Origin of the sequence: Methanolobus tindarius DSM 2278 (assembly GCF_000504205.1) — an archaeon.
In the GTDB taxonomy this organism is placed as follows: Archaea; Halobacteriota; Methanosarcinia; order Methanosarcinales; family Methanosarcinaceae; genus Methanolobus; species Methanolobus tindarius.
Genome location: NZ_AZAJ01000001.1, coordinates 3,113,546 through 3,137,293, shown reverse-complemented (window position 1 = coordinate 3,137,293; position 23,748 = coordinate 3,113,546). Strand labels below are relative to the sequence as shown.

Sequence of the window (23,748 nt, the reverse complement as noted above, 5' to 3'; positions counted from 1 at the left end):
ATTAAAAAATAAATATGATTTGTGACAAAGCATTATTCTTAAATACCACTACCTCCAATCCTAAATTAATGCAAAACTCTACCACAACTCACACTTTACGTAATGTATCTGTGTCTTTAGTAGTGGTAGTGCTAAACGCTTGAGCACGATAATCGAAACTTTTCTGGCTCAAGTGCACTGTTTTTTGGTTACTTTACTGATTAGTGTATCCTGCGCCGGGATCGTTTCTTTCACGGAGAATTATAATGGAAGAAATGAATGGAGCAGAAATATTAGTTAAAAGTCTGGAGGACCTCGGGGTCAAACAAATTTTCGGTTACACCGGAGCGGCGATACTGCCGGTTTTCCATGCACTTGAAAAGAGTGACATCGAGATAGTCATTAACTCGAACGAGCAGTCAGCAGCTTTCAGTGCAGCCGGTTATTCCCGATCCAGCAACGAGGTAGGTGTTGCTATAGTTACATCAGGACCTGCAATCACCAACACACTTACGAGTGTCGCTGATGCCTATGGTGACAGTATTCCCCTACTGGTCTTTGCCGGTCAGGTCCCCGGACATAAGATAGGCACCGATTCATTCCAGCATATCAATGTACAGGGCATATTCGGGGAAGCTGCCAAGAAAGTCATGCTTATTTCTGATGGTGACGACCTCGAGTCAATAATCAAAGATGCATATTACTTTGCAAAATCAGGAAAGCCGGGGCCTGTTGTCATAGATATTCCGCTGGATAAACAGCAGAAAATGCATGAGTACCAGGACATGAACGTCATAAGGTTTGAGGAAAGTTATCATGATGACAGGCATCTCTGCGAGGAACAGTGTGAAGAATTCTTCCAGTTATTCCTTAATTCAAAAAGGCCGCTGCTCTATCTTGGAGGAGGTCTCAATTCTGAAGCCGGAAGCCATGCAATCAGGGAGTTTAACAACTACTTCCAGATACCGTCGGTTAACACCCTCATGGCAAAAGGAGTCCTGGATGGTCGGGATGACCTCAATCTCGGAATGCTTGGAATGTTTGGAACACCATACGCCAACATGCTAATTCAGGAGAATGATTTCTTCTTTGCAATAGGGGTTCGCTGGGATGACAGGGTTGCAGAGAAGGTCGGTTTTGCAATAGGTACAGACATAGCTTATATCGACATAAATCCTGAGAAAATGCATCAGATAAAGATTGAAAGAGGACCTAAATTCACATTTATCGGAGATGCTGCTACAGCTATCATGGACCTGCTCAACTATGCTAAAAAACATAACATCACGTTGAACATCTATGAATGGCAGGAACGTGCAAGATTCCTGAAGAGGTCCTGGCCGCTGGATTATAGCCGGGAGTCCGAATTTATCCAGTCTGCTGAGGTTATGTCACTTCTGTCAGAATATGTTGATGGCAATACAATGGTTACAACAGGTGTCGGAAATCAGCAGATGCTTGCAGCACAGTATCTTCCAATGCAGAAAGCAAAATCGTTCATGAGTTCTGGGTCCTTTGGAACAATGGGATTCTCCATGCCAACATCCATTGGTGTTCACTATGCTAATCCGCAAGCAAGGGTCATAGCAATAGACGGTGACGGAAGTCTGCGGATGAACCTTGGTGAACTGCATACAATCGCATCACTTGACCTGCCAATTAAGATACTCATGCTCAACAACAGGAGTGATGGAATGGTCCAGAACCTGCAGGATGCAGCTTATGATGGTAAAAGAACAGGAACACAAAGACCAAAGGATGTCCACTTTGCGGAGATTGCAGAGTCTTTCGGGTTTGCTTTTGCTGAAAGGATTGCTGACAGGAAAGATCTGAAAGACGGAATGGGAGCTTTCCTTAACTCAGAAGGACCATGCTTCCTTGAGGTCTGTACAGACAGGGAAGAAGTTCTTTATCCAAAGGTTCCTGCCGGTGGAGCATATAAGGACATGATTCTTGGTCCGTATATTAGGCAGGTTGAAGATGATTCTTAAAAATGTGCATATAGTATATTTGGAACTTTAGAACTGAAATAGAAACAAAAGTGAATCCATGAAATGAAAATAAGAGGTAAAGAGGAAAGCTGACCCTGACGTTAGCCACCTCTCACTTAATTCGGATCGAAATAAATGTCGTCGAGTTTTTCCAGTAACTCTTTTCCGGCACTTGTAATTGTGTATCTTTTCCATGTGGTTTTTTCAGGATTAAGACACATAATGAAACCTTTTTCGTTGAACTCTTTAAGAGCACGGCTTATGTTCTGTGTAGACCTGTTTGTTTCCTGAGCAATATCAGATGCTTTAAGTATTGGATTATTTTTCATGGATCCAAGAACTACAATTCGCCTGTCAACACCAAGTACCCATGCAATCATTTCTTCATCTGACATGTAGGTTTGAGTAGTGTTCTCCATACCAATTGCTCCCATAATCTTCAACAAAACAATTCCTCCTTTTTGTGGATACAAAGGCTGTCTTGCATAATCTGATATGTTCTGGATTCAGGTCTTTTAATGGTATGGTTTACTTTTCTCATGGTTCAGGTCTCCGGCATTAATAATCTATCATGATTAATAATGGTGTTAGCCATCAGATACCTCATGATTATTCATGCTATTAAACCTTTCCCGAAACTTTTCACAGTCTCTCATAAGTTCTCATATCTTCTAACATTGATTCAAATTCTCATTTCTCTAATTTGCTGTTTAGCATTGTTTTACTAAATATTTTATTTTGGTACGGGCGTTAGGGCGGAAGTATGCTTCCTACTATACACCTTAAGTTTAAGAGGTTATTATCTTCCTGAACTCTCTCCATAATTGAACAATTATGGGAAAAAGAAAGATTACGTGAATTTTGGAACGGTGAATTCTGATGTAAGGACGCAAATAAGAATAAAAAAGGGAGAATAGACCTGAATGTTAGCCCCTCTTACTTAATTTGGATCAAAGAACATGTCGTCGAATTTTTCCAGTAATTCTTTTCCTGTACTTGTGATTGTATATCTCTTCCATGTGGTTTTTTCTGGATTAAGACATGTAATGAACCCTTTTTCGTTGAATTCCTTAAGAGCACGGCTTATATTCTGTGTAGATCTGTTTGTTTCCTGAGCAATATCAGATGCTTTAAGGATTGGACGTTTTTTCATGGAACCAAGCACCACAATGCGTCTGTCAACACCAAGTACCCATGCAACCAGTTCTTCATCAGACATGGTGTTTTGAATTTCTCCTGTCATATTGACTGTGTCCATCATTTTTAACAAAGATATTCCTTCCTTTTGAGTCCACAATGACTATCTTGTAATTTCTGATGTGTTCTTAATTCATGTCCATCTAAGATATTTTCTGCTTTTTTCATAGTTCAGGTCTCCTTTACTTACCGTAGATGCGTTGTGGTTATTCATGGAATCAAATATATTGTGAAACATGTGACTGTAAGTTTAATCTCCATTTAGATTAGATTCTATTTCTTATTCTATATTCTCTATCGGTTTAGTATAGATTAATTTGAAAAAAATTATTCCTTTATCAGATCAGCAAAAGTCGTATTCTCCATTTTATCAGCAATGTAGTCTCTGATCTCTCTGAACACTTTGATCAGTGCTTCATTCTTTTCAAGCGGTGTGCATTCATAGAAATATTTGCTCACCGAATTAACCGGAGCCAGAGCCCCGTCCATTAACCTAACGATCTCTGCAAGGGATATTTGTGCAGGCTCTTTGGCCAGCATATAACCGCCATCAGCTCCACGACGGCTTTTCACGTATCCAGCTCTTTTTAAGGATAATAATAGCTGCTCGATGTATTTCCTGGGAAGATCCTGTCTGTGACAGATATCTTCTATTTTTATGTATCCTGAACCATAGTTTTCTGAAAGGTCTATGAGTGCCAGACATGCATATTCACTTTTTGTTGAAAGTTTCATTAGTAACAATCTCTAGTATTTCTATAGGGATTATCATGTAATATTAATACTATATATATTTTTTGATTTTGTGTACGACTGCACATTTATACAAAAACAAACCTTTGTGAATGTTATGTCGTTTTTAATTTCCTTTATTTGGCGGTTTTGACATTTTATGCTGCCGTATTCCTTCATTTGACAGAAATGGAATTGTTGTTACAAGACCCACAATAGAAATTTTTATATATCAGTTACTATATTTTTATTAAAGAGGCAAAGAAGTGGAGTTCAGCAAAAAACAGATAACAACATTCATAATAATTTCATTTTTCTTATTTTCATTTGCATTTCTGGATTTAGGATTAGGTTCTAGTGCTAGTTACAAATCCCCTGACATTAGTGCTAATTTTACTGGTAATATTGAGAATTTTTTCTATGGTGACATAATACTGTACGTCCATCAGGATGAGATATTTGATTCAATTGTAGAAAGAGAGTTAATCACTGCTCTGGAAAAAGAGGGTTTTTCAGTGACAGTCACAGATGAATTGAGGGATGATTATGGCTCGCCATTTATTTTTGTAAAAAGTACTGTCGGAACATTCTCGTATACTCCTATATACTCAAATTCCGATGTATATGTCCAGTTTGATTTTTCCGCATCAGGTGAGACTAAATATCTGGATTTAGAAGGCTTTGGTAATATGAAAGCAGTGGAATTATCATTAGATGATAAAAATGACTATCCGTTGCTTATACAGGGGAACATCAGCTTATACAATGAGATGACAGGTCTTTTCACCTACAAACATTATCAAAATCATCTTGCCAGGAAAATTGCTACGTCTGTTGCTGGAAATCTTGATTTGATTATTAGACATAACCAACGCATTTCTTCAAATAACAACTGACTTATCACATGCAGTGCCCACTTATAGTGGGAAACAGGTGATCACACATTCGAAAACCAGTGCATATGAATCCTTTATTATGTTTTTTCTTCATTCTGTTTTCCTTCATTTGCCGATACATGAAGGTTAACACTACATTCTGTTTCCGGAATATGAAAGTATGTCTGACCCAAAGACTTAATCACTTAGTACAGTACAATTAAAACTGAGGTGTGGTTATGAAAAAACAAATAACAATCCTGATTGTAACGCTAGCTCTTCTGACTGCAGGATGTGCAGGTATTGGAAGCAGTCCTACAAAGACTGTGGAGAATTTTGCATCAGAATATAGCCAGGAAAACTATGATACCTGTTATGACATGATGTCAACAGCTTACAAAGAAGAGACATCGCTTTCAGATTTTGTAGATATCTGCAAGGATGTAAATCCTGACAAGTATGAGTTTATAGAAGTGACAAATGAATATGTAAACGAGAATACTGCAGTTGTTGATGTTCTTGTAAATGAGTCATCTGTTGCTATCAAATTCTCTCTTGAGAATTTCATTGAAGTTGAACCTGAATATAATGAGGTTACAAAGGAACTTGATCTTGTAAAGCAGGAAGATGAATGGAAAATCACAGAGTTCCCATACGCACTGACATGATAAATCTATCATTGTCAGTTTTTACCATTGTCATTAAGCAAATATAACCAGGGCACCTGATTAGTAATGGGGATTAGATGCGTGAAGTAATATTGTTAATAACATGCAGCCTTGATGGCTATATTGCAGACGAAAATGGTAATGTAGACTGGCTGCTGGATGAAGACGAATATGATTTTGATAGCTTCCTTGCTAAAACAGACACTCTGCTCATGGGACACAAAACCTACAGGCAGGTACTTGGTTTTGGCAAGTGGCCATATGAAGGAAAAGAATGTTACGTTTTTACAACCCGTAGTCCATATCCTGAGGATGAAAAAATAAATGACCGGATTATATTTTCCAACGATCCGGTAGGTGTCACAGAGAATCTCATCCTTGGAACCGGTGGTTTCATATGGGTCGTTGGTGGTTCTTCCATAATATCACCTCTTCTTAACAAAGGACTTATCAGTGAGCTGAGGATTGCAATACAACCAATTATTCTTGGAAAAGGGATCCCTCTTTTCAGAGATATCAGGAAGGACATCAGGCTTGATCTAAAATCATCACAGGAATATGAGTCTGGTATTATAGAACTTGTGTACCATCTGCATAAAAAGTAGATATGATTCTCATTTTTATCATCGAGAAATCAAAAGTTTGTTTCCTAGTATCCACACCATTACTCAATACACTAAGAGTTAATAGTATGGTTGAATACTATATATGTGATAATAGCTAAAGATAATCTATCTCATAACAGAGGGAATGTAAAATGGGAAAAATGATTTACTTCAGTGATGATGAAATTGAATTTTTCAAAGAACTCAGTTTTCGCATAGATCAGGGTGGGGGAATGGCCTGGATTGAAGAACTCGTTCAAAAGGATAAAATAGATATTTATATGAATTTGTGCAAGAAGATTCGCTAGTCTATTTAGTACGGCAAATCTCAAATGTAGAAGTAAAAATTCACAAAAAAGAAAAACAAATGGGCAAAAGCCCATTTCAAACGTTAACAGTGTCAGTTATTACAGTTTAGAGGTCAGTGGTACTGTTGTAATCTTTGTCTAACCTCTTTTCCCGTATCTGTTAACATATACCTTTTCCAGGTAGTCTTTTCAGGTGTAAGACATTTAATAATGCCTTTATTTTTGAGTTCCTTCAAAGCACGGCTTATGTTTTGAGTTGATCTGTTCGTTTTCTGTGCGACATCAGATGCTTTAATGACCTGATGATTGTCTATAGACTCCATAAGGATGACACGGCGGTCAACACTGAGGATCCAGACAAGTAGTTCCTCTAACGGAGTTGAGCGTGGATTTTCCATTGTTATCTCCTGAGTATGTTTTTTAATCAACTATTACTCTGTGTTCATTGTTTGTTGGTGTTTGTTCCAATGATACTTTTTTCTCTCTTAATTCAAAGTTTTAAACTAGCCTGCACATGAGCGAACTCATATTCAGAAGTAAGTGCATTGATAATTGTTGAGGGACGGATCAGGTAAACCCTCAACAAGCTTTCATCGCACTGATTTCATCAATAATCAGCTTAACAGTCGTGTCCAGTGAACCCTGTACCTTATCCGACAGGTCAAGTGAAATCTCATCGGCCTTCTCAATCTCTATGGCAAAGATCGTGAGCTGGTCTGGCATTTCCTGAACCTGTTCGGCTATATTGAGCACGTCTGCAAGACTGATATCGTGAACAGACAGACCGTCATTACCGGATGCGGCTTCTTTTACATCATCGACTGACAACCGATGAACAGAACCGACGTTACCGGCACCCTTGACTGCATCGACTATGATAACATTACTGGCATCTTCCAGCATGTTCAACATTTCAAGTCCGCAGACACCAGCATCGATAAGTTCAACTTCATCAGGAAGTTCGTCCCTGATCTCGCTTAACTTCTCAATGACATGAATGCCAATTCCGTCATCACCCACAAGGGGATTACCACAACCAAGTATCCGGATCGTAGAATCACCCTCAGGCTTCTGCTTCTGTCTCTGTATTGATGAGCTTTACATAGCTATGGTCGCAGATATCTTCATGACCGCCGATGAAGATCGCTTTGTGGTATTTCCATACCTTTGGATCCATCTCGATTATACCTACGTGGATTATCACTTCTATGATGAAGAAGTAAGCCATTGCAAGGTGAAGTGTACGCATGAAGAATATTGTTCCCATACCAAACAGTGGTGCAACAAAGTCACCTATTGCAAGTAATATCGGGCTTACAGGAATTCCGAAAAATCCCCAGTTGATGTTATAGATCACAATTCCTGTGAATACAATAACCGCTACTGCCATACCTTCAAACACAAGAAGGAATTTGGTAACCGGGTGGAGTTTTCCAATGTAACCCTTGTTCTTCACATCATAGACGGTGAAGGCAGGGTAGTCGCCTTTTCCTATGAAGTTGAGCATAATATGGTACATGTTCTTGAAGTCCTGTGGACCAAGAAGGTACCTGCCTGCAATGTTCATAGCTGAGTGAATAAACTCATTGTGTTCACCTGACTTACATTTCTCACAGTGAGGGACTTCTGTGGTTGCAATGTTGTAAGGGATAAGTACCCAGTTTGCCAGGATGAACACAATGGCAAATATCATATGGACGTAAAGAGCCAGGTGATAGCTCATGAAATCCCATCCAAGGTAGATCTTAAATCCTGTGAACAGCAGGACAAACAGTGAAAGGAGGTGTGCAAAGTGTGCAAACCTCTCAAGGAAGGAATATCTCTCGATATGCCTTTCTCCGTCGTGAAGATTAATTATCCTCTTATCTTCGGGAGTTAGTCTTTGTCTTCTCCTCATTTCCTCCACTCCCTGGATTATACAATTGTGAATGTGCCCTGTTCTTTGTCCTTATTGCTAAGGTCAATTGTGTGAACAGCACATGCAATACATGGGTCAAATGATCTTGCAGTGTGAAGAATTCCTGTTGGGTTGGTATTGTCAATTCCCATCATGTTCTCTGCTGCTGAGATCTTTGTGCCGATAAGAGCCTGCTCAAGAGGACCTGCTACACCGTTCTTGTCTCTTGGTGATGCGTTCCATGTGGTTGGAACAACCATCTGGAAGTTTGTTACCATTGAGTCTGAACCGGATTTGATCCAGTGTCCGAGAGCTCCACGAGGTGCTTCCCACAGACCGATGCCTTCGGAATCCTTTGCCATTTTCAGGTCAGTGTCAACGTAGTATTTTCCGTTTGGATCAAGATCCACGGTTACCCATTTGAGCAACTGTTCTGAGAGTATGAGGGTTTCCTGCATCTTAGCGATCATTCTTGTGAAGCTGTTAGCAGCTGAATAACCGTTGTCCTTGAAGAGGTTCATAAGACCGACTGTAAGTGGCTCTCCCATTGCAAGCATACGGGAAATTGGTCCGACCTCACATGGAATTCCATTGTAACGTGGTGCTTTCATCCATGTGTACTTGCTGTCACTGCCGCCTTCATAGCTGATCTCATCAGCTGTTCTGACAGGTTCTGTTACACCGTCAAATGGATGGAGACCTTCATCAGTTTCGTAGAATGCGTGTGTGGTTTCCTCTGTGATGTACTCATGGTTGAAGGATTTCTTCTCGAGTGAGCTGTTAATGAATGCAGCCTGCTGGAATCCTGACTTTCCAAATTCTGTAGGGTTGTAACCGTCACCGTTCTCAACATCATAGAATACACCGTATGTCAGGTAACCGACATTTGCATCCTCTGCGTATTGTCCTGTTCTGTCAAATTTGAAAGTTGCAGGAAGTCCGAGTGTTTCTCCGATAAGCTCAGAACCAAATGCTGCAAAGAGTTCAAGGTCTCCCCATCCCTTTGCTTTTGAGAAGTTCTGTGATGCAAGTGAACCGTCAACAACTTCCTGAAGGTGTTCCATGACAAAGTTCACTGCTTTCTGTGGAGAGCTTGCTCTGAAGGTGTTGTCAAGCCATGTCTCTGCACCAACACTTAGAGTTGAAGTGTTAACGAAGTCCATGAGGTTAAGATAATAAGAAGTAAGTTTTCCAATGTCAGCAACGGTTGGGAGGTATGTTACACCACCAGCGATGGTTGACATCTGGTGTGGCATCTTTCCACCAATGAGTGCCATTGCTTCTTCGAGATTCTTCTTCTGTTTGATGGCGTTAATGTATCCGGCACCTGGTGTGATGGCTTCTCCATCCATCTTGTAGCTGATAGGTGCAAAGCGTGAAAGTAACTCTTTCCAAAGTGCTGGACCGGTGTTGTCTACTGTTGCCAGAATGTCCCTGTAAGCAGGGTTTACTATGTCAGGCATCCACAGTACATAGAAGTGTGTTGCGTGGCTGGTAAGGGTGTTAAGACCCTGGATGATGTTCCTTGTTACAAGTGCATCTTTTGGAATTGATTCTGCAACACCGAAAAGGTCGTCAAGTGCATTTACTGAAGCCATTGACTGTGCTGTTGGGCAGAGTCCACAGATTCTCTGGACAAGACGTGCTGCATCCCTTGGATCACGTTTCATCATAATGCGCTCAATACCTCTGAAAAGCATTCCTGAGCTCTGTGCATCTGTAATTACGCCATTATCGTCAACTTCAGTTGATACACGGAGGTGTCCTTCGATACGTGTTAATGGATCTACTACTACTTTTGTCATTTTTCATACCTCCTTTACTCTTCCTTGTCCTTGAAAACAAATCTGCGGAGTGCGTGTACTCCAACACCTGCTACTGCAGCTGCTGTTCCTACCTTTGCTGCTGTGTCAATTGTTACACCGCCCATGAGTGGCTTGTCTTCTCCCATTTCATAGAATGGTGATGTACTGTCAGGGAAACCAGGTTCTGCACATCCGATACATGATGAACCTGCCTGTGTACACATGCTGACACCGTTGTTCCACTTACGAAGTCCACAGTCTGATCTGGTGTATGGTCCTTTACAACCGACCTTAAGGAGACATCCTTCTCCTGAGAAATCGTCGTCCAGAATACCTCTGTCATAATAGCCCCTGCGTGGACAGTTGTCGTGCATTGTGTTTGTTTCAGGGAAGAATACTGTTGGACGCTTGTATTTGTCAAGAACAGAATCAAGGTCATTGAGACTGAATTTTCCGAGAATTACTGCTGCAAGTGTGAGAAGTACCCAGTCTGGGTGTGATGGGCATCCTGCAATGTTGATCACAGGCTTGTCAATTCCAAGCTCAGTGAGCATTCCTTTGGAGTGGCTTTCCTTTACGAAGTCCACACCTCTGAAATCTGTGAGGTCTGCAATGTCACTGTCTGCTGAATTGATACCACCGAATGCTGCACACATTCCTACAGCCATTATCATACTGGCGTTGCTTGCTGCCTTCTCGAACATGTCCTTGAAGGTACGCTCGCCGTACATGCAATATTTACCTGAGCCGTCAGGTCCGTTTGCAATTGCGCCTTCTACAACAAGGATGTAGTCTCCTTCTTCAATTGCTTCGTCAAGAAGAATCTCTGAGTTGAGTTCTGATGTACCTGCAGGAGCACCATCTACAAAGATTCCCTGGTGAGCCATGATTGTCTCGTGGAATACAAGGTCTACACTAAGTTTGTTTATTGCCTGCATGATGTCAGGGTTTCCTGCATCAAGAAGAGAAGCAGAGCATCCGGTACATTCCGCACCGTGAAGCCAGATTACTTTTGTCTTTGAGAGTTCGAGAGCTTTTGTTATCTGGGTGCGGTGTAATCCCAGAAATGTGGACGCTCCGATCGCTCCTACCACCTTGAGGAACGTTCGTCTGTCCATACTTAAGAAGTCCTGTTTTTCTGTTTTTTCCATGGGGCTAAACTCCTATAAATGGATGGATAATTACAATTGTGATTGTTGAACGGAATGTCATGATTGTTCATGCTAATAAAGCTTTTCCACTGTCTCTAATTTTTCATAATATTCTTTAATAATTTCTCACAGCTATTCAGTTTTTAAGTAAGTATCTTTTATATACCACAAGTGCTAATTCAGACTCCATGTGTATTGCAATCCCCGGCAAAGTGACTTCATTGCTGGATGAATATACTGCCATTGTCGATTTTGGAGGCGTGGAAAGGCAGATCAAGCTTGATCTCCTTGGCGACTGCGATGACGCACTTCTTGGGCAGTATGTCCTTGTGCATGTTGGCTATGCTATCTCTTTGCTTAGTGAAGAAGAAGGTAAAGAAACCTTAGAGCTCCTTGGAGAGCTTGTTGCAGGAGAATAACCATGTCTGCTGAGTCAGAACTTCTGGAAAAGATACGCACACTCTCACGTCCCGTTAAGATTATGCACATCTGCGGAACCCATGAGAGAACCATCTCACGCAATGGTTTACGTGACGTTCTGCCAGAAGAGATCGAAGTGCTCAGTGGTCCCGGTTGTCCGGTATGTGTTACTCCTAAAGAAGAAATAGACAGGGCAATCGCTCTGGCAGAATCAGGTATCATTGTCACCTCATTTGGTGATATGATGCGAGTCCCCGGAAGCAGTGGCAGTCTAATGGATGCCAGGTCAAGGGGATGTGATGTCAGGATGGTATACAGTATTGATGATGCCATTGCCATTGCAGAAAAAGACCCTGAAAGTAAGGTTGTGTTCTTTGCCATTGGTTTTGAAACCACAACACCTACAAATGCAGCTGCAATTCTACGCAAACCGCCTGAGAATTTCAGCTTGTTACTCACACACAAACTAACGATTCCTGCCATTGAAGCATTGATAGATGAAATTGAAGTTGATGCTTTCATTGCTCCCGGACATGTTTGTACTATTATCGGTATTCATCCTTTCGAGCAATTTGCAGAAAAAGGGTTCCCAATAATCGCAGCCGGATTTGAAGCGGATGAGCTGCTTCTTTCTATTCTCATGATACTTGAGCAGTTGAAGGCTGGAGAGTACAAAGTTGAGAATGCATATCCAAGGGCTGTAAAGGATGAAGGAAACGTTCGTGCTCAGGAAATGATGGATAAGGTCTTTAAAGTAACAGACTCGCAGTGGCGTGGTCTTGGAACTATCCCGGATTCCGGAATGGTAATGAGGCCTGAATTTTCACAATATAATGCTTCGATCATCTATGCAGACCTTATAGCTGAAAAGATGAAAAACATCTCATACGAAAACTCACTTTCATCACTCTGTCACTGTGCTGATATCCTTAAAGGCAAGGAGAAACCGGATAACTGTCCGTTGTTCTCTAAAAAATGCACTCCATCAAATCCAGTCGGATCATGTATGGTAAGCCAGGAAGGCATGTGCTATAACTGGTTCCGTTACAGAGGTGTTGACAGTGCATGAGTATTCACTGGCCTGTGAGATCATGAATAATGTTCTCTCAATTGCTCAGGAGAACAATGCAAAGGAAATTAACTCGATTACCGTTGGTGTGGGAAGACTTGCTCATGTGAACCCGGATCAGTTGATGTTCTGCATTGAGTCTTTGTGCGAGGATAATGTTGCAACAGGTGCGGAAATTATCCTCAATGAGATCTATCCTGAGATGCAGTGCCAGTGCGGTTATTTAGGCGAAGGTAAACAGTTCTGTACTGTTGGTGATGAGATCATAGACGATATCAGGGCTTTTCTTGAAGTACCATGTCCCGAATGCGAAAAAATGATGCACGCATCAGGTGGCAGGGATCTTATTATCGAAAGTATCGATATCGAACAGTAGATTGACAAAAAAGGAATAATTCTTGATGATATGGAATACAACAATTGTTAATTTGTGTAGCAGCAAATTATTATATATTAATCATCAAATACTTATGAACTTAAGTCTAAACTTAAACTTAAAAAACGAACAATTTGGAGACCTTTATTATGTTAATGCATGTGATCAATGTGGGCCATGATGTTCTCAAGGCTAACGATAAGCTTGCAGCTAAAAACAAGAAACTTCTTGCCAAGAATGGTGTTCTTGCCATCAATTTCATGGGTGCGATTGGTTCCGGAAAAACCACGCTCATTGAACAGACAGTTGAGAACCTGGGTGACAAATACCGTCTTGCTGTTATTGCAGGTGATGTGATAGCTGACATGGATGCCGGAAGAATAGCAAAGCTTGGTGTTACTACAATTCCTGTGAACACTGGAAGGGAATGTCATCTTGATGCGAAACTTGTTGAAAAGGCATTGAAATCCATTGACCTCAAGAATATTGACATTCTGCTTATGGAGAATGTTGGAAATCTAATCTGTCCTGCAGACTACAAACTGGGAGAACACCTGCGTGTTGTAGTTGTAAGTGTAACAGAGGGCGATGATATTGTCCTGAAACATCCGGTGATATTCAAGAGTACTGATATTGCAATCATCCATAAAAAAGACCTTGCAGAAGCTGTATTTGCCAGTGCTGAAAAGATGGAAGATGATGTAAGGCATCTCAATTCTGAAATCCCGGTTCTTAAAACCTCAATACATGATGCGCAGAGCATGGAAATGTGGTTCTCAACTATTTCATCCATGGCAGACCAGCTCATTGAAGAAAAATAAAGATAATAAGGATTGATATTCATGTCCCGGAAAAACAGAATTAGCATGGAACATGGTGCCGGTGGAGAGTTCATGCAGGAACTCATTGGCGGCATAATCCTTCAGAACATCTCCAGACGTTCAGCCGGAACAGTTGGTCTTGATGACCTTGATGACGGTTCTACAATCTCAATACCTGAAGGAATGGGAGATGATTATGAGATTGTTATGACAACCGACAGTCATGTTGTTGACCCTCTATTCTTCCCCGGCGGAGATATCGGAAGACTTGCTGTATGTGGAACTGTGAATGACCTTTCTGTTATGGGTGCAAAGCCGCTGGCTCTTACCTGTGCAATTATTGTTTCTGAGGGTTTTGAACTCTCTGAATTTGAAGAGGTTATTAAATCCATGAACCGTGCAGCAGAAGAAGCTGAAGTTGCCATCATAACCGGAGATACCAAGACTATCCAGGGCAACAAGCTGGACTCTATGATAATCAACACAACAGGCGTTGGAGTTGCTCCTAAAGTTGTCAGGGACAATGGACTTTCTCCTGACGATGTAATCATTGTTACTGGAAACCTTGGAGACCATGGGATAGCTTTACTTTCCCACAGGGAAGGGTTTGATTTTGAAACGAAGCTAGTTTCTGATGTAGCTCCAGTTAATGACCTCCTGAAAGCTCCGCTTGAACTGAGAACTGAAGGTGATCAGCCTGTAATCTGTGCCATGAAAGACCCCACACGAGGAGGTCTGGCATCAAGTATCAATGAGATGGCTCAGAAAAGCGGTGTAGGTATAATCCTTGAAGAAACTGATATTCCAATTGATATGGTTGTAAGTACAGCCTGTGAGATGCTCGGACTGAATCCTCTTGAGATAGCCAATGAAGGCAAGGCTGTGATAGGAGTTCGTCCCGAATACGCCGAGCAGGTTCTTGAGCTTTTGAAGTCTCACAAATATGGTAAGAATGCCAGAATAGTTGGTAAAGCTGTCAGCGAGCACAAGGGTAAGGTTCTGCTCAGGACATCTATTGGAAGTCTGCGTCAGCTTGGAATGCCTGTTGGCGATCCGATTCCCAGAGTCTGCTAAGAAGTGCAGGCTCAAGTCATTTATTTAAAAGTCCATAAGTTGAACATCTGTAGTTTATCAACAGTTTTATCTTGCCGAATAATAATATTTTTATTTTAGATATATGCTATTATTCCTTGCTATAAATACAGTGAGTGGCATAAGAAAAAAGTGCCATTTCAACATCAGCACAGAACCAATTGCCACTTTCACGAAGTTCTGCATCAATGAAATTATGGGGATGAGGACATGGTAGGTCATTCTTATTCATTTGCTTTGAAATATGCCTTAATATATTGATCCATTTTCCATATTCTGCTGGCCAGTTTGGTTGGTATTTATTGATATACCAGCGTTTTTCAGGAGTACTGTTTACTTTGAGGTTTAATAAGTCAACCTGACTGCTTTTTTCGTCTCCTTTTCCAAAAACTCTCACAATCCTAGTATCTATAGCACCATATTCAGAAGGAAGGGCAAACCGAAGCAATTTACTTCCATATGTAGGTCCAAAATACCTGATACTATCACAAATATCGTCTATGTAAGCTTCAGGTTTTAGTTCTACCCATTTTGCTATGTCATCTCCATTATAAATTGGCACATTTATGGAATCATTACATTTTATTGGATTGTTATTGCCTCCCCATTTTGCAATCTTAAGAATATGATTTTGTTCCAAAGTATTTGTTCTAATTGCTTCACCAATCATTATTTCGAGTCTGAATATATCAGGGAAACCCTTAGTCCATAAATCTTTCTTCCACCCGTATTTTTTATAGTAATCTACAATATCCGTACTTTCAAGGAAGTTATCAATCTTTGCAATCAAAGAAGGATTTGATAAATTTGATTCAAATGGCACAATCGATCACTGTACATTAGTACTTGTCATGTTTTTTCAATCTTGTCTACTTAATCTATATAGTTCTCAAAAATTTCTATGTATTGTTTTCTCGAGGTATTTAGCTCTAAATTTAAGATTAAGGAAGTTACAGGGAAAATGATTCATAAGTGAATGTTTTATGGAATAAACAATACTCAATTAGTTGTATTTGTTTATTATTAAGAATTAGAAAATATGAGAAACGGTTTAAAACAAAAGATAAGTGAGTAAGAACAGGTGTTACACTCACTTTTTCAGCATTGTATTGATCTCGGTGAGGACTTCATCGTCACTCTTGCCGGTTGTATCAATACCGAGGTTTGAAGCTACTTGTTTAACATCAGCGGCCTTTGTTTCTACTGCTGGTGTTGTGTTAACCTGGTTCTTAAGGGAACGTTCAAATTCTTTTACTGAGAGCTCGGACTCTTTCTGTGCCTTCTTGAACTCACCCATGGATGTTCCCATGGAACGTGCGAGTTCCGGTAATTTGGCAGCTCCAAAGAGCAAAAAGATTACTCCAAAGATCAGTAAAAGTTCTGTAGGGCCTAATCCGCCTATCATTAACTATCACTACTCCGTTTTTATGCGTTTTTGGTATACTTTTGCAGTATACGTCTTTAGTATACATTACTGGTATATAATTTATACCTGTACTTATACTAGGGTTTTAATATCATCTGGCCTTTGCGGCTTCTTCCATTAGGGAAAGAAGTTCTTCTGTGCTTTTTCCCTGCACATCTATTCCTGCTGACTCTGCAATTTGCCTGATTTTGTTATCCATTTCAGTCGGTTCAGGTTCTTCAGGAGCCTTAGCCGGTTTCATATCAAGATCAGATAATCCAAGTTCAGCTGATAGTTGTGCTTTCTGGAAGTCACCCCATGCTTTTCCTGCAGCCCGCGCAATTTCTGGAATCTTGTCCGGACCAAAGATAAGCAACGCAGCGACCAAAATAACAACTATCTCGAGCGAACCTATCATGATATCAATAGACCCCTTATTCCTTTCTGGAATATATAGTTTATTTGTTCGCCTACTTTGAAACAAGTAATCCTATCTCAAATAACACTACCAGAAGGACTGCACAGACAAGCTGAGCAATGAAAGTGGGGTCTGGTGTAATAAATAATGAGAGTGTCAGAAGTGATGCATACACAAGAAGTCTCATTTTCCGGAGTGTCTGACGCCTGATGATTTGCATTCTGGTTGCAAAGAACATCAAAACCGGTATCTGGAATACAAGTCCTGCACCTGCTATGAGTGTTACTGCAACAGAAACAGTTTGCTTTACAGATATCTGATTCTCAGCTACAGTATCAGATGAAAGGATTATATAATTGAACATAAGCGGCAAAATAAACACAAGCGCAATTGCGGCTCCGGCAATGAAAAAAAGGAATGAGATCGGGACTACACTTTTTATGAACTTTCTCTCATTTGGATACAATCCTCTTGATGCAAATCTGAAAAGCTCATAAAATGTGAACGGGAATGTAAATGCCAGTGCTATCAATAACGCTATTTTAATCCTGGCAAACATCCATTCAAATGGGGTATAGATATTCATACCAACCTGCTCACCCAGGAACATGCTCCACGCATGGGTTAGCAGATACTCTGTGAATGGATAAGCAATTAGAACACAAAGGATCATTGCACCAACTATGATGGCTAATCGGTTGCGCAGCTCCTTCAGATGGTATCTGACATGTTCACTATAATCTCCTGCAACTCCTATAGTTGCTGAATTTATGGTTTCGGTTTTTTGTTTTTCGTTTTTGTTTTGTTCGTCACCCATAAAATCATAATAGGTTTGGGATATATAGGATAAAAACATTGTACCCGAAAAAACGTAAAGGTGATATTTTGAATTCATTTATGGAAGATATCAGTGTAGTCATAGTTTCACTCAGAAAGAAACTGGCACTGCTGTTCTCAGTTTTCTTTGTTCTTTTCATGATATCTTTCCAGTTTGCAGGTCTAATTATAAGCACCATCAAGGACGACCTCCTGCCGGAAGGAGCAAAGCTTGTCTATGTCTCTCCTCTGGAAATCATGATACTTAAGATGAAAATAGCATTATTTGTAGGATTGTTCTGTCTGCTTCCATTTTTGATTTTCTTTGCAGTCAGGGCTCTTATGAAAAGGAAACTTGTTACAATCAAAATACGGAAAGTCCCTGTTGTAATTGTCTCATTCTTTGCTATTCTTTCATTTCTTGCAGGTGCATCGTATGCATATTTTATTATGCTGCCACTTTTTATCGATTATCTCTACCTGAACGCTGCAGCTTCAGGTGTGACGGCCACTTATTCAATCTTCAGTTTCATATCATTTGCAGTACAGGCTACTCTGATATTTGGTCTTGTCTTTGAGACTCCACTTGTATTGACATTGCTGACACGTTATGATATAGTCCAGTATCAAACCCTTGTAACATACCGAAAACACATCTATGTAGTCTGTCTGATAGTAGGTGCGGTAATCACTCCTCCTGATATCATCAGTCAGATGATGGTAGGTGTGCCTCTGGTGGTTTTCTTCGAGTTAAGTCTCATAATCGTGAGGATCATGGGTGCAGGAAAAGGAAAAAAGAAATGAGTTAGAGAGCCAGCGTGGCTACTCTAAAATGTCATATTATTTTCTTTATCCTCACATTTTACTCGTCACTTTTCAGGCTTGCCACAATTGCCTGTCCCAGTGATATGCCAGCATCTCCACATGGGACTTTTGAGTGAGAAATGAACTTCAGGTCGTTCTCTTTAATAATGTCGCGTATACGATAGCTTATGTGCTCATTATATGCAACACCGCCTGTAAGTCCAACAACATCAATACCAGTTCTTTTTGCCGCCCTTACAGCCATCTCAGAAACTCCACGGGCAAATGCATCTTCATACGCCCATGCAAGTTCAGGTATGGAATACTCATTTTCATTGAGTTTATTGTAAAGCTCAAAAAGCAGCATTCCTGTATCAAACACATTGTCTTTGATAGTAACCGAAAGTTCCAGTGACTTTTCAGTTGCTTTTCTTGCATAAGATTCCAGCTTCATGGCAGGTTCGCCCTGATAACTACGGTATTTACATATTCCAAGGAGTGCTGTCGCTGCATCAAGTACTCTTCCCGAGCTACTGGACATTACAACATTAATGTTCTTTTCCAATTGCTCTCTTACCATTTTAAGTTCCATTTTGCCATGTTTAAGCTCAAATGGCAGGGAAAACAGCTCATCGTCATCCGCAAGTCCTTTCAGCATTGAAATAACCATTCTTTCAGGATAATAGGAACAGAGGTCTCCTCCTGGCATAGCATGAGCTTTCAGGTGTCCCTGTCTGCTGTGTTCCGTATAGTTTGCCTGTAATATCTCTCCGCCCCATACAGTTCCATCAGAACCATATCCGACGCCATCAAGGGCAATTCCTATTATTTCAGAATCCCGGTCAAGTTTTGCATCTGCCATGAGGGCTACGAGGTGAGCATGATGGTGCTGCACCGGTACAACATTATTCCCACCGGTCTCCATTGCAAATTTGGTGGTATTGAAGTGTGGGTGCATGTCACATCCCCAGCTTTCAGGTTCTATGGATGTGAGCTTTGAGAACCGGTTGAAAACTTCCGCATGGTACATGGCAGTCTCATAATGGTTGGTATTTCCAATATGAGGGGAAATATATGCTTTGTTACCTGAAGCAAATATCAAGGTGTTACTAAGTTCTGCGCCAACACCAACAGATGGTCTTATCTCAAAAGGCAGTTCGCTGGGTTCAGGAACATATCCACGGGAGCGACGGATGAATACATGATTGTCCTTAAAAGTCCTGATTATTGAGTCATCGATACGATTCTCAATTTTCAGGTTGTGAAGTAGATAATTGTCAGCTATGTGTCCAAGTTCGCGAATAGCCACCTCATCCTCGATGACCATAGGTAATCCAGGAACATTGGCTGATGTCATGATATAAGCATTACTTGATGTGTTTTTGAAGAGCATATGATGGATGCCTGAGTATGGGAGCATGACTCCAATATTGTGCAGTTGCGGTGCAATCTCTTCAAGATCATAATCTAAATCTGAATCCTTATTTGAATCCTTATTTTTATCAAGAATAAGAACAGGCCTTTTACTGCTCAGGAGGAGTTTTTCCTCTTTGTCATTTATGTGAACTATCTCCCTTGCAGCCTGAATATCTTTTGCCATAATCGCAAATGGCTGCTGTGGTCTTCCAATCCTGCTTCTTAGCAGTTTTACAGCTTCAGTCTGGAATGCATCACATGAAAGGTGGAATCCGCCATATCCCTTTATGGAAAGAATCCTCCCTTCATTGATGGCTTTTGCACAATCGCTAATAGCTTCTTTTCCTTTTGAAAGCATGCTGCCTGCGTTATCTGTGAATGTGAGTTCCGGTCCGCAGTCCTTACAACATACCGTCTGGGCGTGAAAACGGCGATCAGCAGGTGATGTGTATTCACTATCACATACTGCACATGGTTTGAAATCAAACATGGATGTACTCTGTCGATCATAAGGCAATGTCCTTGTAAGTGTATATCTGGGACCGCATTCGGTACATGAGATAAAAGGATACTCATGGCGTCTGTTTTCAGGATCACCAAGTTCCTGTGTACAGTTCTTGCAGATTCCAATATCCGGAACAAGTATTGAGTTGGGTGTCTTCTCTGTGCTGCTTTTGACAATGGTAAAGTCATTATGGCCTTCAATAGCGATATCTTTTGATTTTATAGAATATATCTGGCTTACTGGAGGATTTTCTGTTTCCAAGTCTAAAAGGAATGAGTCTATATTGCCGCAACTACCTTCAGCGATAATCTCAACTCTTCCTCCGTTATTTTTTACAGAGCCGGAAATACTGTGATTTTTCGCTATGCGGTACACAAATGGCCGAAAACCTACTCCCTGTACGATTCCTTCAACTATAATAAGTCTGGAAACTTTTGACATTGTTTTTTTGTACTCCAATATTCGCCTATGTACGAACAGTTCGTATTTCAGCTTACTTTAAAATAGTTCTATAATCTGAGATTATTAAAAACTAATCTCTCAATTTCTGGATTTTTTAATATAATAATTTATATCTTAATAAATAGTTTTTCAGGTCATCAATTGGGTAAAATTGGCTTTTTTTTCTTTAAAAATCAAGCATCTTAAGCATTCTTAAAAGTTTAATATACTATTTATCATATGTTTATTATATATTCAGTTCATAATTTCAAATATGTTCTCATTGCTTTTTATAATTTAAATGCAAAATTTTAGTTCAAACTAAAACAGACTTTTTATTATGCAAAAGTTGATAACTTTCTTAAAAATATATGTGGAAACGATGTTTAATATGTATATACAGCTTAGAGTTTCTTTTATATACTTAAAACACAATTGTGAATTTGTTCCTGATAAGGTCCAGTGAACAATAAGGTACATGAATCTCAATTAATGTGGATGGCCGTAATTGCAGGCATAATTATTGAGAAGAATTGAGGCTAGGTTCTATATACACTATACTGTAGTGTATTTAGACTATAATCTCAACAATGACACAATAATCCACGTAAATGATCATTCTGGTCTATGGTCTGGTTGTTATTCATTCCGGAGAGTTCCTGGCTTTAGTAAGGTAGAACCTGAACGAAAAACGAACTGTAATTTGCATCATTGTGCAGCATGCATGATGTGCTATCAAAAACGAGGTGAAAAACATGAGGTGTCAAATAGCAATAAAACCTGACTCAGATGACCATGTCAGGTGGATATTAAGCGTTGACCGCAGACTTGTGCTGATGGAATATATGAAAAGGAATGTAGTTGGTAAAGCTTCTGATGTTGCTCAGGTAACCAGAAGGTCAACCCAGAACATGAGCCGTGCTATGAAAGAATTCGAAAGCAGAGGTTTAATTGAGTGTATTAATCCTGCAAAAAGCACATGGAAAAAATACATGTTAACCGACGCTGGAAGAAATGTAATAAGGGAAATGGAAGGCAAATTCATCTGAGGTGCCGATAAATCCAGTTTCCACGGACTCCGTTTGTATATATTTGCTATAGGTTCTGCTTGATAGTGTTTCGTACTAACTGCTGGCAATATTGCCTCTGAACTCTCAGTTTTTAGAGGCATATAATTGCTTTTATGAATTCTTTCTTAAAAACCATTTTCAAAACATCATTTTCTTTCAATCTGAATCTTGCGCCAGTTTGCAGTATCCTTCCACTAGTTCAAGGTTTGCGTCAATAACAGATGCCTTAAATTTTTCAAGATTATGGCAGATATCATCAAGTTCATCTACCAGTTTTTGTTCAGTAATAACCTGTCCGTCAGTTACCACTTTACATGATGGTATGTCAACTGCACGAACTGTTGAATTATGCAAAATAACTACATCATCACCTATATTGCAGTCAAAAACAACGGCTCCAAATCCAACAAAACATCGTTCTCCTATTGTGCAGGGTCCATGTACAATGCAGCCATGTGCAAGTGAAGTATTATTTTTGATATCAACTTTTGAACCTCCAAGCCCGTGTATTATTACGGCGTCCTGGACATTACAATTATCTCCGATTACAATAGATGATCCGGGTTCATCAGCCCTGATTATGACATTGTGGGCCACATAAACATTCTCTCCTATTGTAACATCACCTACGATGACCGCATTTTCAGATATCCATGCTGTTTCACTTATCTTAGGATGCTGTTTCTGGGGATTTGGATAAAGCATTTTTTTATTACCACCTTCAATTTAATGCATGTTTCAAATGTACAGATATTCGATTTCCGGCATCTGCACATTTATAGTGACTACTAGTCGAAACATTGTAATGAAAAATAGTGATAATTTATTTATACTTATTGCTAGGGTCAATGGATTGTAAAAATACTTATTATGCATTGAAAAACAATGTAGGATGACTTTTACTCAATATCCTGTGATATGTCAGGTGATTCGTCCTGCAAATGCTTCAAATGAAGCTCTGCCGCCGCTTTCTCAGCTTTTCTTTTACTGTTTCCGGAACCCATTGCAAGCAATTTATCATTAAGGTAAAGCCCAACTGTAAATTTTTTCTCATGATCAGGTCCTTCTTCTTCCATCACTTTGTAGATTGGATTTCCAAGTCTATTGTGATGGAATATCTCCTGTATCATGCCTTTGGGATTAAAAACAGCAATTTTTTCCAGTGCACTGTCAATTTCGAAGAACTGGTAAACAAAATCCTTTGCAGCAGAATAGTTTCCTTCAGCTTCATCAGTCTTGCTGGTATTGTCCTGCCCTCCATCAATGTAAATAGCACCGATAAGTGCTTCCATGATGTCAGATAGTTTTCCGTCAATGTTTACATGCCCTTCTGAAAGGACAAAACGTGAAAGTTTTATTTTTCCTGCCACAGGTTTAAGACTTTCATTGGAAGCCAGTACCGTTCTTATTTTTGTAGCAACTCCTTCTATTGTAAGTCCTTTTAACCTGGCATACTCGTTTATGCCAGTGTCATGAAATGCATGTTCTGCAATTATAAGTCCAAGAACAGAATCACCGAGGTACTCGAGCTTCTCATAGTCTTTGTTTTCAAGTCCGTTAATTTTTCTGAAATCACTCAGTTTTTCCTTATCACCGCTAAAAAGTGAGCCATGTAAAAGTGCCTGTACAAGGTAGCTTTTGTCTTTGAATTTAAAGCTTATAATTTCCTGGAACTCTTCAAGGTCATTCTCATTAACACTCAAATCCGGATTAACTCTCACTTTTTTGCCTCTTTAAACGATAAATGCACTTATGTTTTCATCTTGTCTGTTTATTGAGTATAATTGTTTAAAAATATACGTAATACAGGTTGCTGGCACAATTCAGGTTCAAAGAAACAGATACTGACGTAAAGCATACTATTTTTATATCTGTATTATCAAAATT

The 23,748-nt window shown here is 39.9% G+C and carries 27 protein-coding genes; 12 read left to right on the top strand and 15 right to left on the bottom strand.

Annotated features, from left to right (window positions below; translation table 11 throughout):
* Positions 1-245 precede the first annotated feature (245 nt).
* Positions 246-1,970 carry a thiamine pyrophosphate-binding protein gene (locus tag METTI_RS14790; protein WP_023846641.1) on the top strand — a complete coding sequence of 575 codons (1,725 nt, stop codon included), beginning with the start codon at positions 246-248 and terminating at the stop codon, positions 1,968-1,970.
* Positions 1,971-2,086: 116 nt separating this feature from the next.
* Here the strand turns inward: METTI_RS14790 and METTI_RS14785 are convergent, their stop codons facing one another.
* From METTI_RS14785 to METTI_RS14775, 3 genes are all read right to left on the bottom strand, one after another.
* Positions 2,087-2,416, bottom strand: coding sequence for a helix-turn-helix domain-containing protein (locus METTI_RS14785; RefSeq protein ID WP_245596155.1), 330 nt, complete (start codon positions 2,414-2,416; stop codon positions 2,087-2,089).
* 494 nt (positions 2,417-2,910) lie between these two features.
* Positions 2,911-3,231 (bottom strand): winged helix-turn-helix domain-containing protein, encoded by a 321-nt coding sequence (locus METTI_RS14780; protein WP_245596185.1) that lies wholly within the window; start codon positions 3,229-3,231, stop codon positions 2,911-2,913.
* A 263-nt stretch (positions 3,232-3,494) separates the two neighbouring features.
* Positions 3,495-3,902 (bottom strand): RrF2 family transcriptional regulator, encoded by a 408-nt coding sequence (locus tag METTI_RS14775; RefSeq protein WP_023846638.1) that lies wholly within the window; start codon positions 3,900-3,902, stop codon positions 3,495-3,497.
* Positions 3,903-4,165: 263 nt separating this feature from the next.
* Between METTI_RS14775 and METTI_RS14770 the strand changes: the two genes are divergently transcribed.
* From METTI_RS14770 to METTI_RS15905, 4 genes are all read left to right on the top strand, one after another.
* Complete coding sequence (locus METTI_RS14770; RefSeq protein WP_023846637.1) at positions 4,166-4,795, top strand: hypothetical protein; 630 nt, start codon at positions 4,166-4,168, stop codon at positions 4,793-4,795.
* Positions 4,796-5,013: 218 nt separating this feature from the next.
* The gene (locus METTI_RS14765) at positions 5,014-5,442 is read left to right on the top strand and encodes an NTF2-like N-terminal transpeptidase domain-containing protein (protein ID WP_023846636.1); all 429 of its coding nucleotides are present in this window, start codon (positions 5,014-5,016) and stop codon (positions 5,440-5,442) included.
* Positions 5,443-5,519: 77 nt separating this feature from the next.
* Positions 5,520-6,047 (top strand): dihydrofolate reductase family protein, encoded by a 528-nt coding sequence (locus METTI_RS14760; RefSeq protein ID WP_023846635.1) that lies wholly within the window; start codon positions 5,520-5,522, stop codon positions 6,045-6,047.
* Between the two features lie 152 nt (positions 6,048-6,199).
* Positions 6,200-6,355 carry a hypothetical protein gene (locus tag METTI_RS15905; RefSeq protein WP_023846634.1) on the top strand — a complete coding sequence of 52 codons (156 nt, stop codon included), beginning with the start codon at positions 6,200-6,202 and terminating at the stop codon, positions 6,353-6,355.
* 113 nt (positions 6,356-6,468) lie between these two features.
* Here the strand turns inward: METTI_RS15905 and METTI_RS14755 are convergent, their stop codons facing one another.
* From METTI_RS14755 to METTI_RS14735, 5 genes are all read right to left on the bottom strand, one after another.
* Complete coding sequence (locus METTI_RS14755; RefSeq protein ID WP_023846633.1) at positions 6,469-6,753, bottom strand: helix-turn-helix domain-containing protein; 285 nt, start codon at positions 6,751-6,753, stop codon at positions 6,469-6,471.
* A 181-nt stretch (positions 6,754-6,934) separates the two neighbouring features.
* Positions 6,935-7,399, bottom strand: coding sequence for a hydrogenase maturation protease (locus tag METTI_RS14750; protein ID WP_281170066.1), 465 nt, complete (start codon positions 7,397-7,399; stop codon positions 6,935-6,937).
* A gap of 19 nt (positions 7,400-7,418) precedes the next feature.
* A complete protein-coding gene (locus tag METTI_RS14745; protein WP_023846631.1) occupies positions 7,419-8,252 on the bottom strand; it encodes a cytochrome b in 834 nt (277 codons plus the stop codon).
* 17 nt (positions 8,253-8,269) lie between these two features.
* Positions 8,270-10,057 carry a nickel-dependent hydrogenase large subunit gene (locus tag METTI_RS14740; protein ID WP_023846630.1) on the bottom strand — a complete coding sequence of 596 codons (1,788 nt, stop codon included), beginning with the start codon at positions 10,055-10,057 and terminating at the stop codon, positions 8,270-8,272.
* 14 nt (positions 10,058-10,071) lie between these two features.
* Positions 10,072-11,208 carry a hydrogenase small subunit gene (locus METTI_RS14735; protein WP_023846629.1) on the bottom strand — a complete coding sequence of 379 codons (1,137 nt, stop codon included), beginning with the start codon at positions 11,206-11,208 and terminating at the stop codon, positions 10,072-10,074.
* Between the two features lie 188 nt (positions 11,209-11,396).
* Between METTI_RS14735 and METTI_RS14730 the strand changes: the two genes are divergently transcribed.
* From METTI_RS14730 to hypE, 5 genes are all read left to right on the top strand, one after another.
* Positions 11,397-11,627 carry a HypC/HybG/HupF family hydrogenase formation chaperone gene (locus METTI_RS14730; RefSeq protein WP_023846628.1) on the top strand — a complete coding sequence of 77 codons (231 nt, stop codon included), beginning with the start codon at positions 11,397-11,399 and terminating at the stop codon, positions 11,625-11,627.
* Positions 11,628-11,629: 2 nt separating this feature from the next.
* Positions 11,630-12,697 carry a hydrogenase formation protein HypD gene (hypD, locus tag METTI_RS14725; RefSeq protein WP_023846627.1) on the top strand — a complete coding sequence of 356 codons (1,068 nt, stop codon included), beginning with the start codon at positions 11,630-11,632 and terminating at the stop codon, positions 12,695-12,697.
* Positions 12,690-13,073 carry a hydrogenase/urease maturation nickel metallochaperone HypA gene (locus METTI_RS14720; RefSeq protein ID WP_023846626.1) on the top strand — a complete coding sequence of 128 codons (384 nt, stop codon included), beginning with the start codon at positions 12,690-12,692 and terminating at the stop codon, positions 13,071-13,073. Before hypD ends, METTI_RS14720 begins: the two co-directional genes overlap by 8 nt.
* Positions 13,074-13,222: 149 nt before the next feature.
* Positions 13,223-13,894 carry a hydrogenase nickel incorporation protein HypB gene (hypB, locus tag METTI_RS14715; RefSeq protein ID WP_023846625.1) on the top strand — a complete coding sequence of 224 codons (672 nt, stop codon included), beginning with the start codon at positions 13,223-13,225 and terminating at the stop codon, positions 13,892-13,894.
* A gap of 21 nt (positions 13,895-13,915) precedes the next feature.
* The gene (gene hypE, locus METTI_RS14710) at positions 13,916-14,968 is read left to right on the top strand and encodes a hydrogenase expression/formation protein HypE (protein ID WP_023846624.1); all 1,053 of its coding nucleotides are present in this window, start codon (positions 13,916-13,918) and stop codon (positions 14,966-14,968) included.
* A 109-nt stretch (positions 14,969-15,077) separates the two neighbouring features.
* Here the strand turns inward: hypE and METTI_RS14705 are convergent, their stop codons facing one another.
* The 4 genes from METTI_RS14705 to tatC (METTI_RS14690) all read right to left on the bottom strand — a co-directional run bounded on the left by METTI_RS14705 (position 15,078) and on the right by tatC (METTI_RS14690) (position 17,626).
* Positions 15,078-15,809 (bottom strand): hypothetical protein, encoded by a 732-nt coding sequence (locus tag METTI_RS14705; protein ID WP_023846623.1) that lies wholly within the window; start codon positions 15,807-15,809, stop codon positions 15,078-15,080.
* A gap of 267 nt (positions 15,810-16,076) precedes the next feature.
* Entirely contained in the window at positions 16,077-16,391 is a 315-nt protein-coding gene (locus METTI_RS14700) for a twin-arginine translocase TatA/TatE family subunit (protein WP_023846622.1), read from the bottom strand.
* A gap of 112 nt (positions 16,392-16,503) precedes the next feature.
* Positions 16,504-16,809, bottom strand: a complete 306-nt coding sequence (locus METTI_RS16240) for a Sec-independent protein translocase subunit TatA/TatB (RefSeq protein ID WP_023846621.1) — start codon at positions 16,807-16,809, stop codon at positions 16,504-16,506.
* A gap of 52 nt (positions 16,810-16,861) precedes the next feature.
* Complete coding sequence (gene tatC / locus METTI_RS14690; protein ID WP_023846620.1) at positions 16,862-17,626, bottom strand: twin-arginine translocase subunit TatC; 765 nt, start codon at positions 17,624-17,626, stop codon at positions 16,862-16,864.
* A 68-nt stretch (positions 17,627-17,694) separates the two neighbouring features.
* On the opposite strand from tatC (METTI_RS14690), the gene tatC (METTI_RS14685) reads away from it, so the two are divergent.
* Positions 17,695-18,429, top strand: coding sequence for a twin-arginine translocase subunit TatC (gene tatC / locus METTI_RS14685; RefSeq protein ID WP_052324351.1), 735 nt, complete (start codon positions 17,695-17,697; stop codon positions 18,427-18,429).
* Positions 18,430-18,487: 58 nt separating this feature from the next.
* Here the strand turns inward: tatC (METTI_RS14685) and hypF are convergent, their stop codons facing one another.
* A complete protein-coding gene (gene hypF / locus METTI_RS14680) occupies positions 18,488-20,791 on the bottom strand; it encodes a carbamoyltransferase HypF (protein WP_048135562.1) in 2,304 nt (767 codons plus the stop codon).
* 755 nt (positions 20,792-21,546) lie between these two features.
* Here hypF and METTI_RS14675 point away from each other — a divergent pair.
* On the top strand, positions 21,547-21,840 hold the full coding sequence (locus METTI_RS14675; RefSeq protein WP_023846617.1) for a hypothetical protein: 294 nt from the start codon (positions 21,547-21,549) through the stop codon (positions 21,838-21,840).
* A 177-nt stretch (positions 21,841-22,017) separates the two neighbouring features.
* On the opposite strand, the gene METTI_RS14670 is transcribed toward METTI_RS14675, so the two are convergent.
* On the bottom strand, positions 22,018-22,566 hold the full coding sequence (locus METTI_RS14670) for an LbetaH domain-containing protein (RefSeq protein WP_023846616.1): 549 nt from the start codon (positions 22,564-22,566) through the stop codon (positions 22,018-22,020).
* Positions 22,567-22,760: 194 nt separating this feature from the next.
* The gene (locus tag METTI_RS14665) at positions 22,761-23,582 is read right to left on the bottom strand and encodes a ribonuclease III family protein (RefSeq protein ID WP_023846615.1); all 822 of its coding nucleotides are present in this window, start codon (positions 23,580-23,582) and stop codon (positions 22,761-22,763) included.
* Positions 23,583-23,748: the final 166 nt, after the last annotated feature.

What these genes read in the sequence shown, in the direction of transcription:
- METTI_RS14790 (WP_023846641.1), top strand. Translation starts at nt 246, where the DNA reads ATGGAAGAAATGAATGGAGCAGAAATATTAGTTAAAAGTCTGGAGGAC.
- METTI_RS14780 (WP_245596185.1), bottom strand. Translation starts at nt 3,231, where the DNA reads ATGATGGACACAGTCAATATGACAGGAGAAATTCAAAACACCATGTCT.
- METTI_RS14775 (WP_023846638.1), bottom strand. Translation starts at nt 3,902, where the DNA reads ATGAAACTTTCAACAAAAAGTGAATATGCATGTCTGGCACTCATAGAC.
- METTI_RS14765 (WP_023846636.1), top strand. Translation starts at nt 5,014, where the DNA reads ATGAAAAAACAAATAACAATCCTGATTGTAACGCTAGCTCTTCTGACT.
- METTI_RS14760 (WP_023846635.1), top strand. Translation starts at nt 5,520, where the DNA reads ATGCGTGAAGTAATATTGTTAATAACATGCAGCCTTGATGGCTATATT.
- METTI_RS15905 (WP_023846634.1), top strand. Translation starts at nt 6,200, where the DNA reads ATGGGAAAAATGATTTACTTCAGTGATGATGAAATTGAATTTTTCAAA.
- METTI_RS14755 (WP_023846633.1), bottom strand. Translation starts at nt 6,753, where the DNA reads ATGGAAAATCCACGCTCAACTCCGTTAGAGGAACTACTTGTCTGGATC.
- METTI_RS14745 (WP_023846631.1), bottom strand. Translation starts at nt 8,252, where the DNA reads ATGAGGAGAAGACAAAGACTAACTCCCGAAGATAAGAGGATAATTAAT.
- METTI_RS14740 (WP_023846630.1), bottom strand. Translation starts at nt 10,057, where the DNA reads ATGACAAAAGTAGTAGTAGATCCATTAACACGTATCGAAGGACACCTC.
- METTI_RS14735 (WP_023846629.1), bottom strand. Translation starts at nt 11,208, where the DNA reads ATGGAAAAAACAGAAAAACAGGACTTCTTAAGTATGGACAGACGAACG.
- METTI_RS14730 (WP_023846628.1), top strand. Translation starts at nt 11,397, where the DNA reads ATGTGTATTGCAATCCCCGGCAAAGTGACTTCATTGCTGGATGAATAT.
- hypD (WP_023846627.1), top strand. Translation starts at nt 11,630, where the DNA reads ATGTCTGCTGAGTCAGAACTTCTGGAAAAGATACGCACACTCTCACGT.
- hypB (WP_023846625.1), top strand. Translation starts at nt 13,223, where the DNA reads ATGTTAATGCATGTGATCAATGTGGGCCATGATGTTCTCAAGGCTAAC.
- hypE (WP_023846624.1), top strand. Translation starts at nt 13,916, where the DNA reads ATGTCCCGGAAAAACAGAATTAGCATGGAACATGGTGCCGGTGGAGAG.
- METTI_RS14700 (WP_023846622.1), bottom strand. Translation starts at nt 16,391, where the DNA reads ATGATAGGCGGATTAGGCCCTACAGAACTTTTACTGATCTTTGGAGTA.
- METTI_RS16240 (WP_023846621.1), bottom strand. Translation starts at nt 16,809, where the DNA reads ATGATAGGTTCGCTCGAGATAGTTGTTATTTTGGTCGCTGCGTTGCTT.
- tatC (WP_023846620.1), bottom strand. Translation starts at nt 17,626, where the DNA reads ATGGGTGACGAACAAAACAAAAACGAAAAACAAAAAACCGAAACCATA.
- hypF (WP_048135562.1), bottom strand. Translation starts at nt 20,791, where the DNA reads ATGTCAAAAGTTTCCAGACTTATTATAGTTGAAGGAATCGTACAGGGA.
- METTI_RS14675 (WP_023846617.1), top strand. Translation starts at nt 21,547, where the DNA reads ATGAGGTGTCAAATAGCAATAAAACCTGACTCAGATGACCATGTCAGG.
- METTI_RS14670 (WP_023846616.1), bottom strand. Translation starts at nt 22,566, where the DNA reads ATGCTTTATCCAAATCCCCAGAAACAGCATCCTAAGATAAGTGAAACA.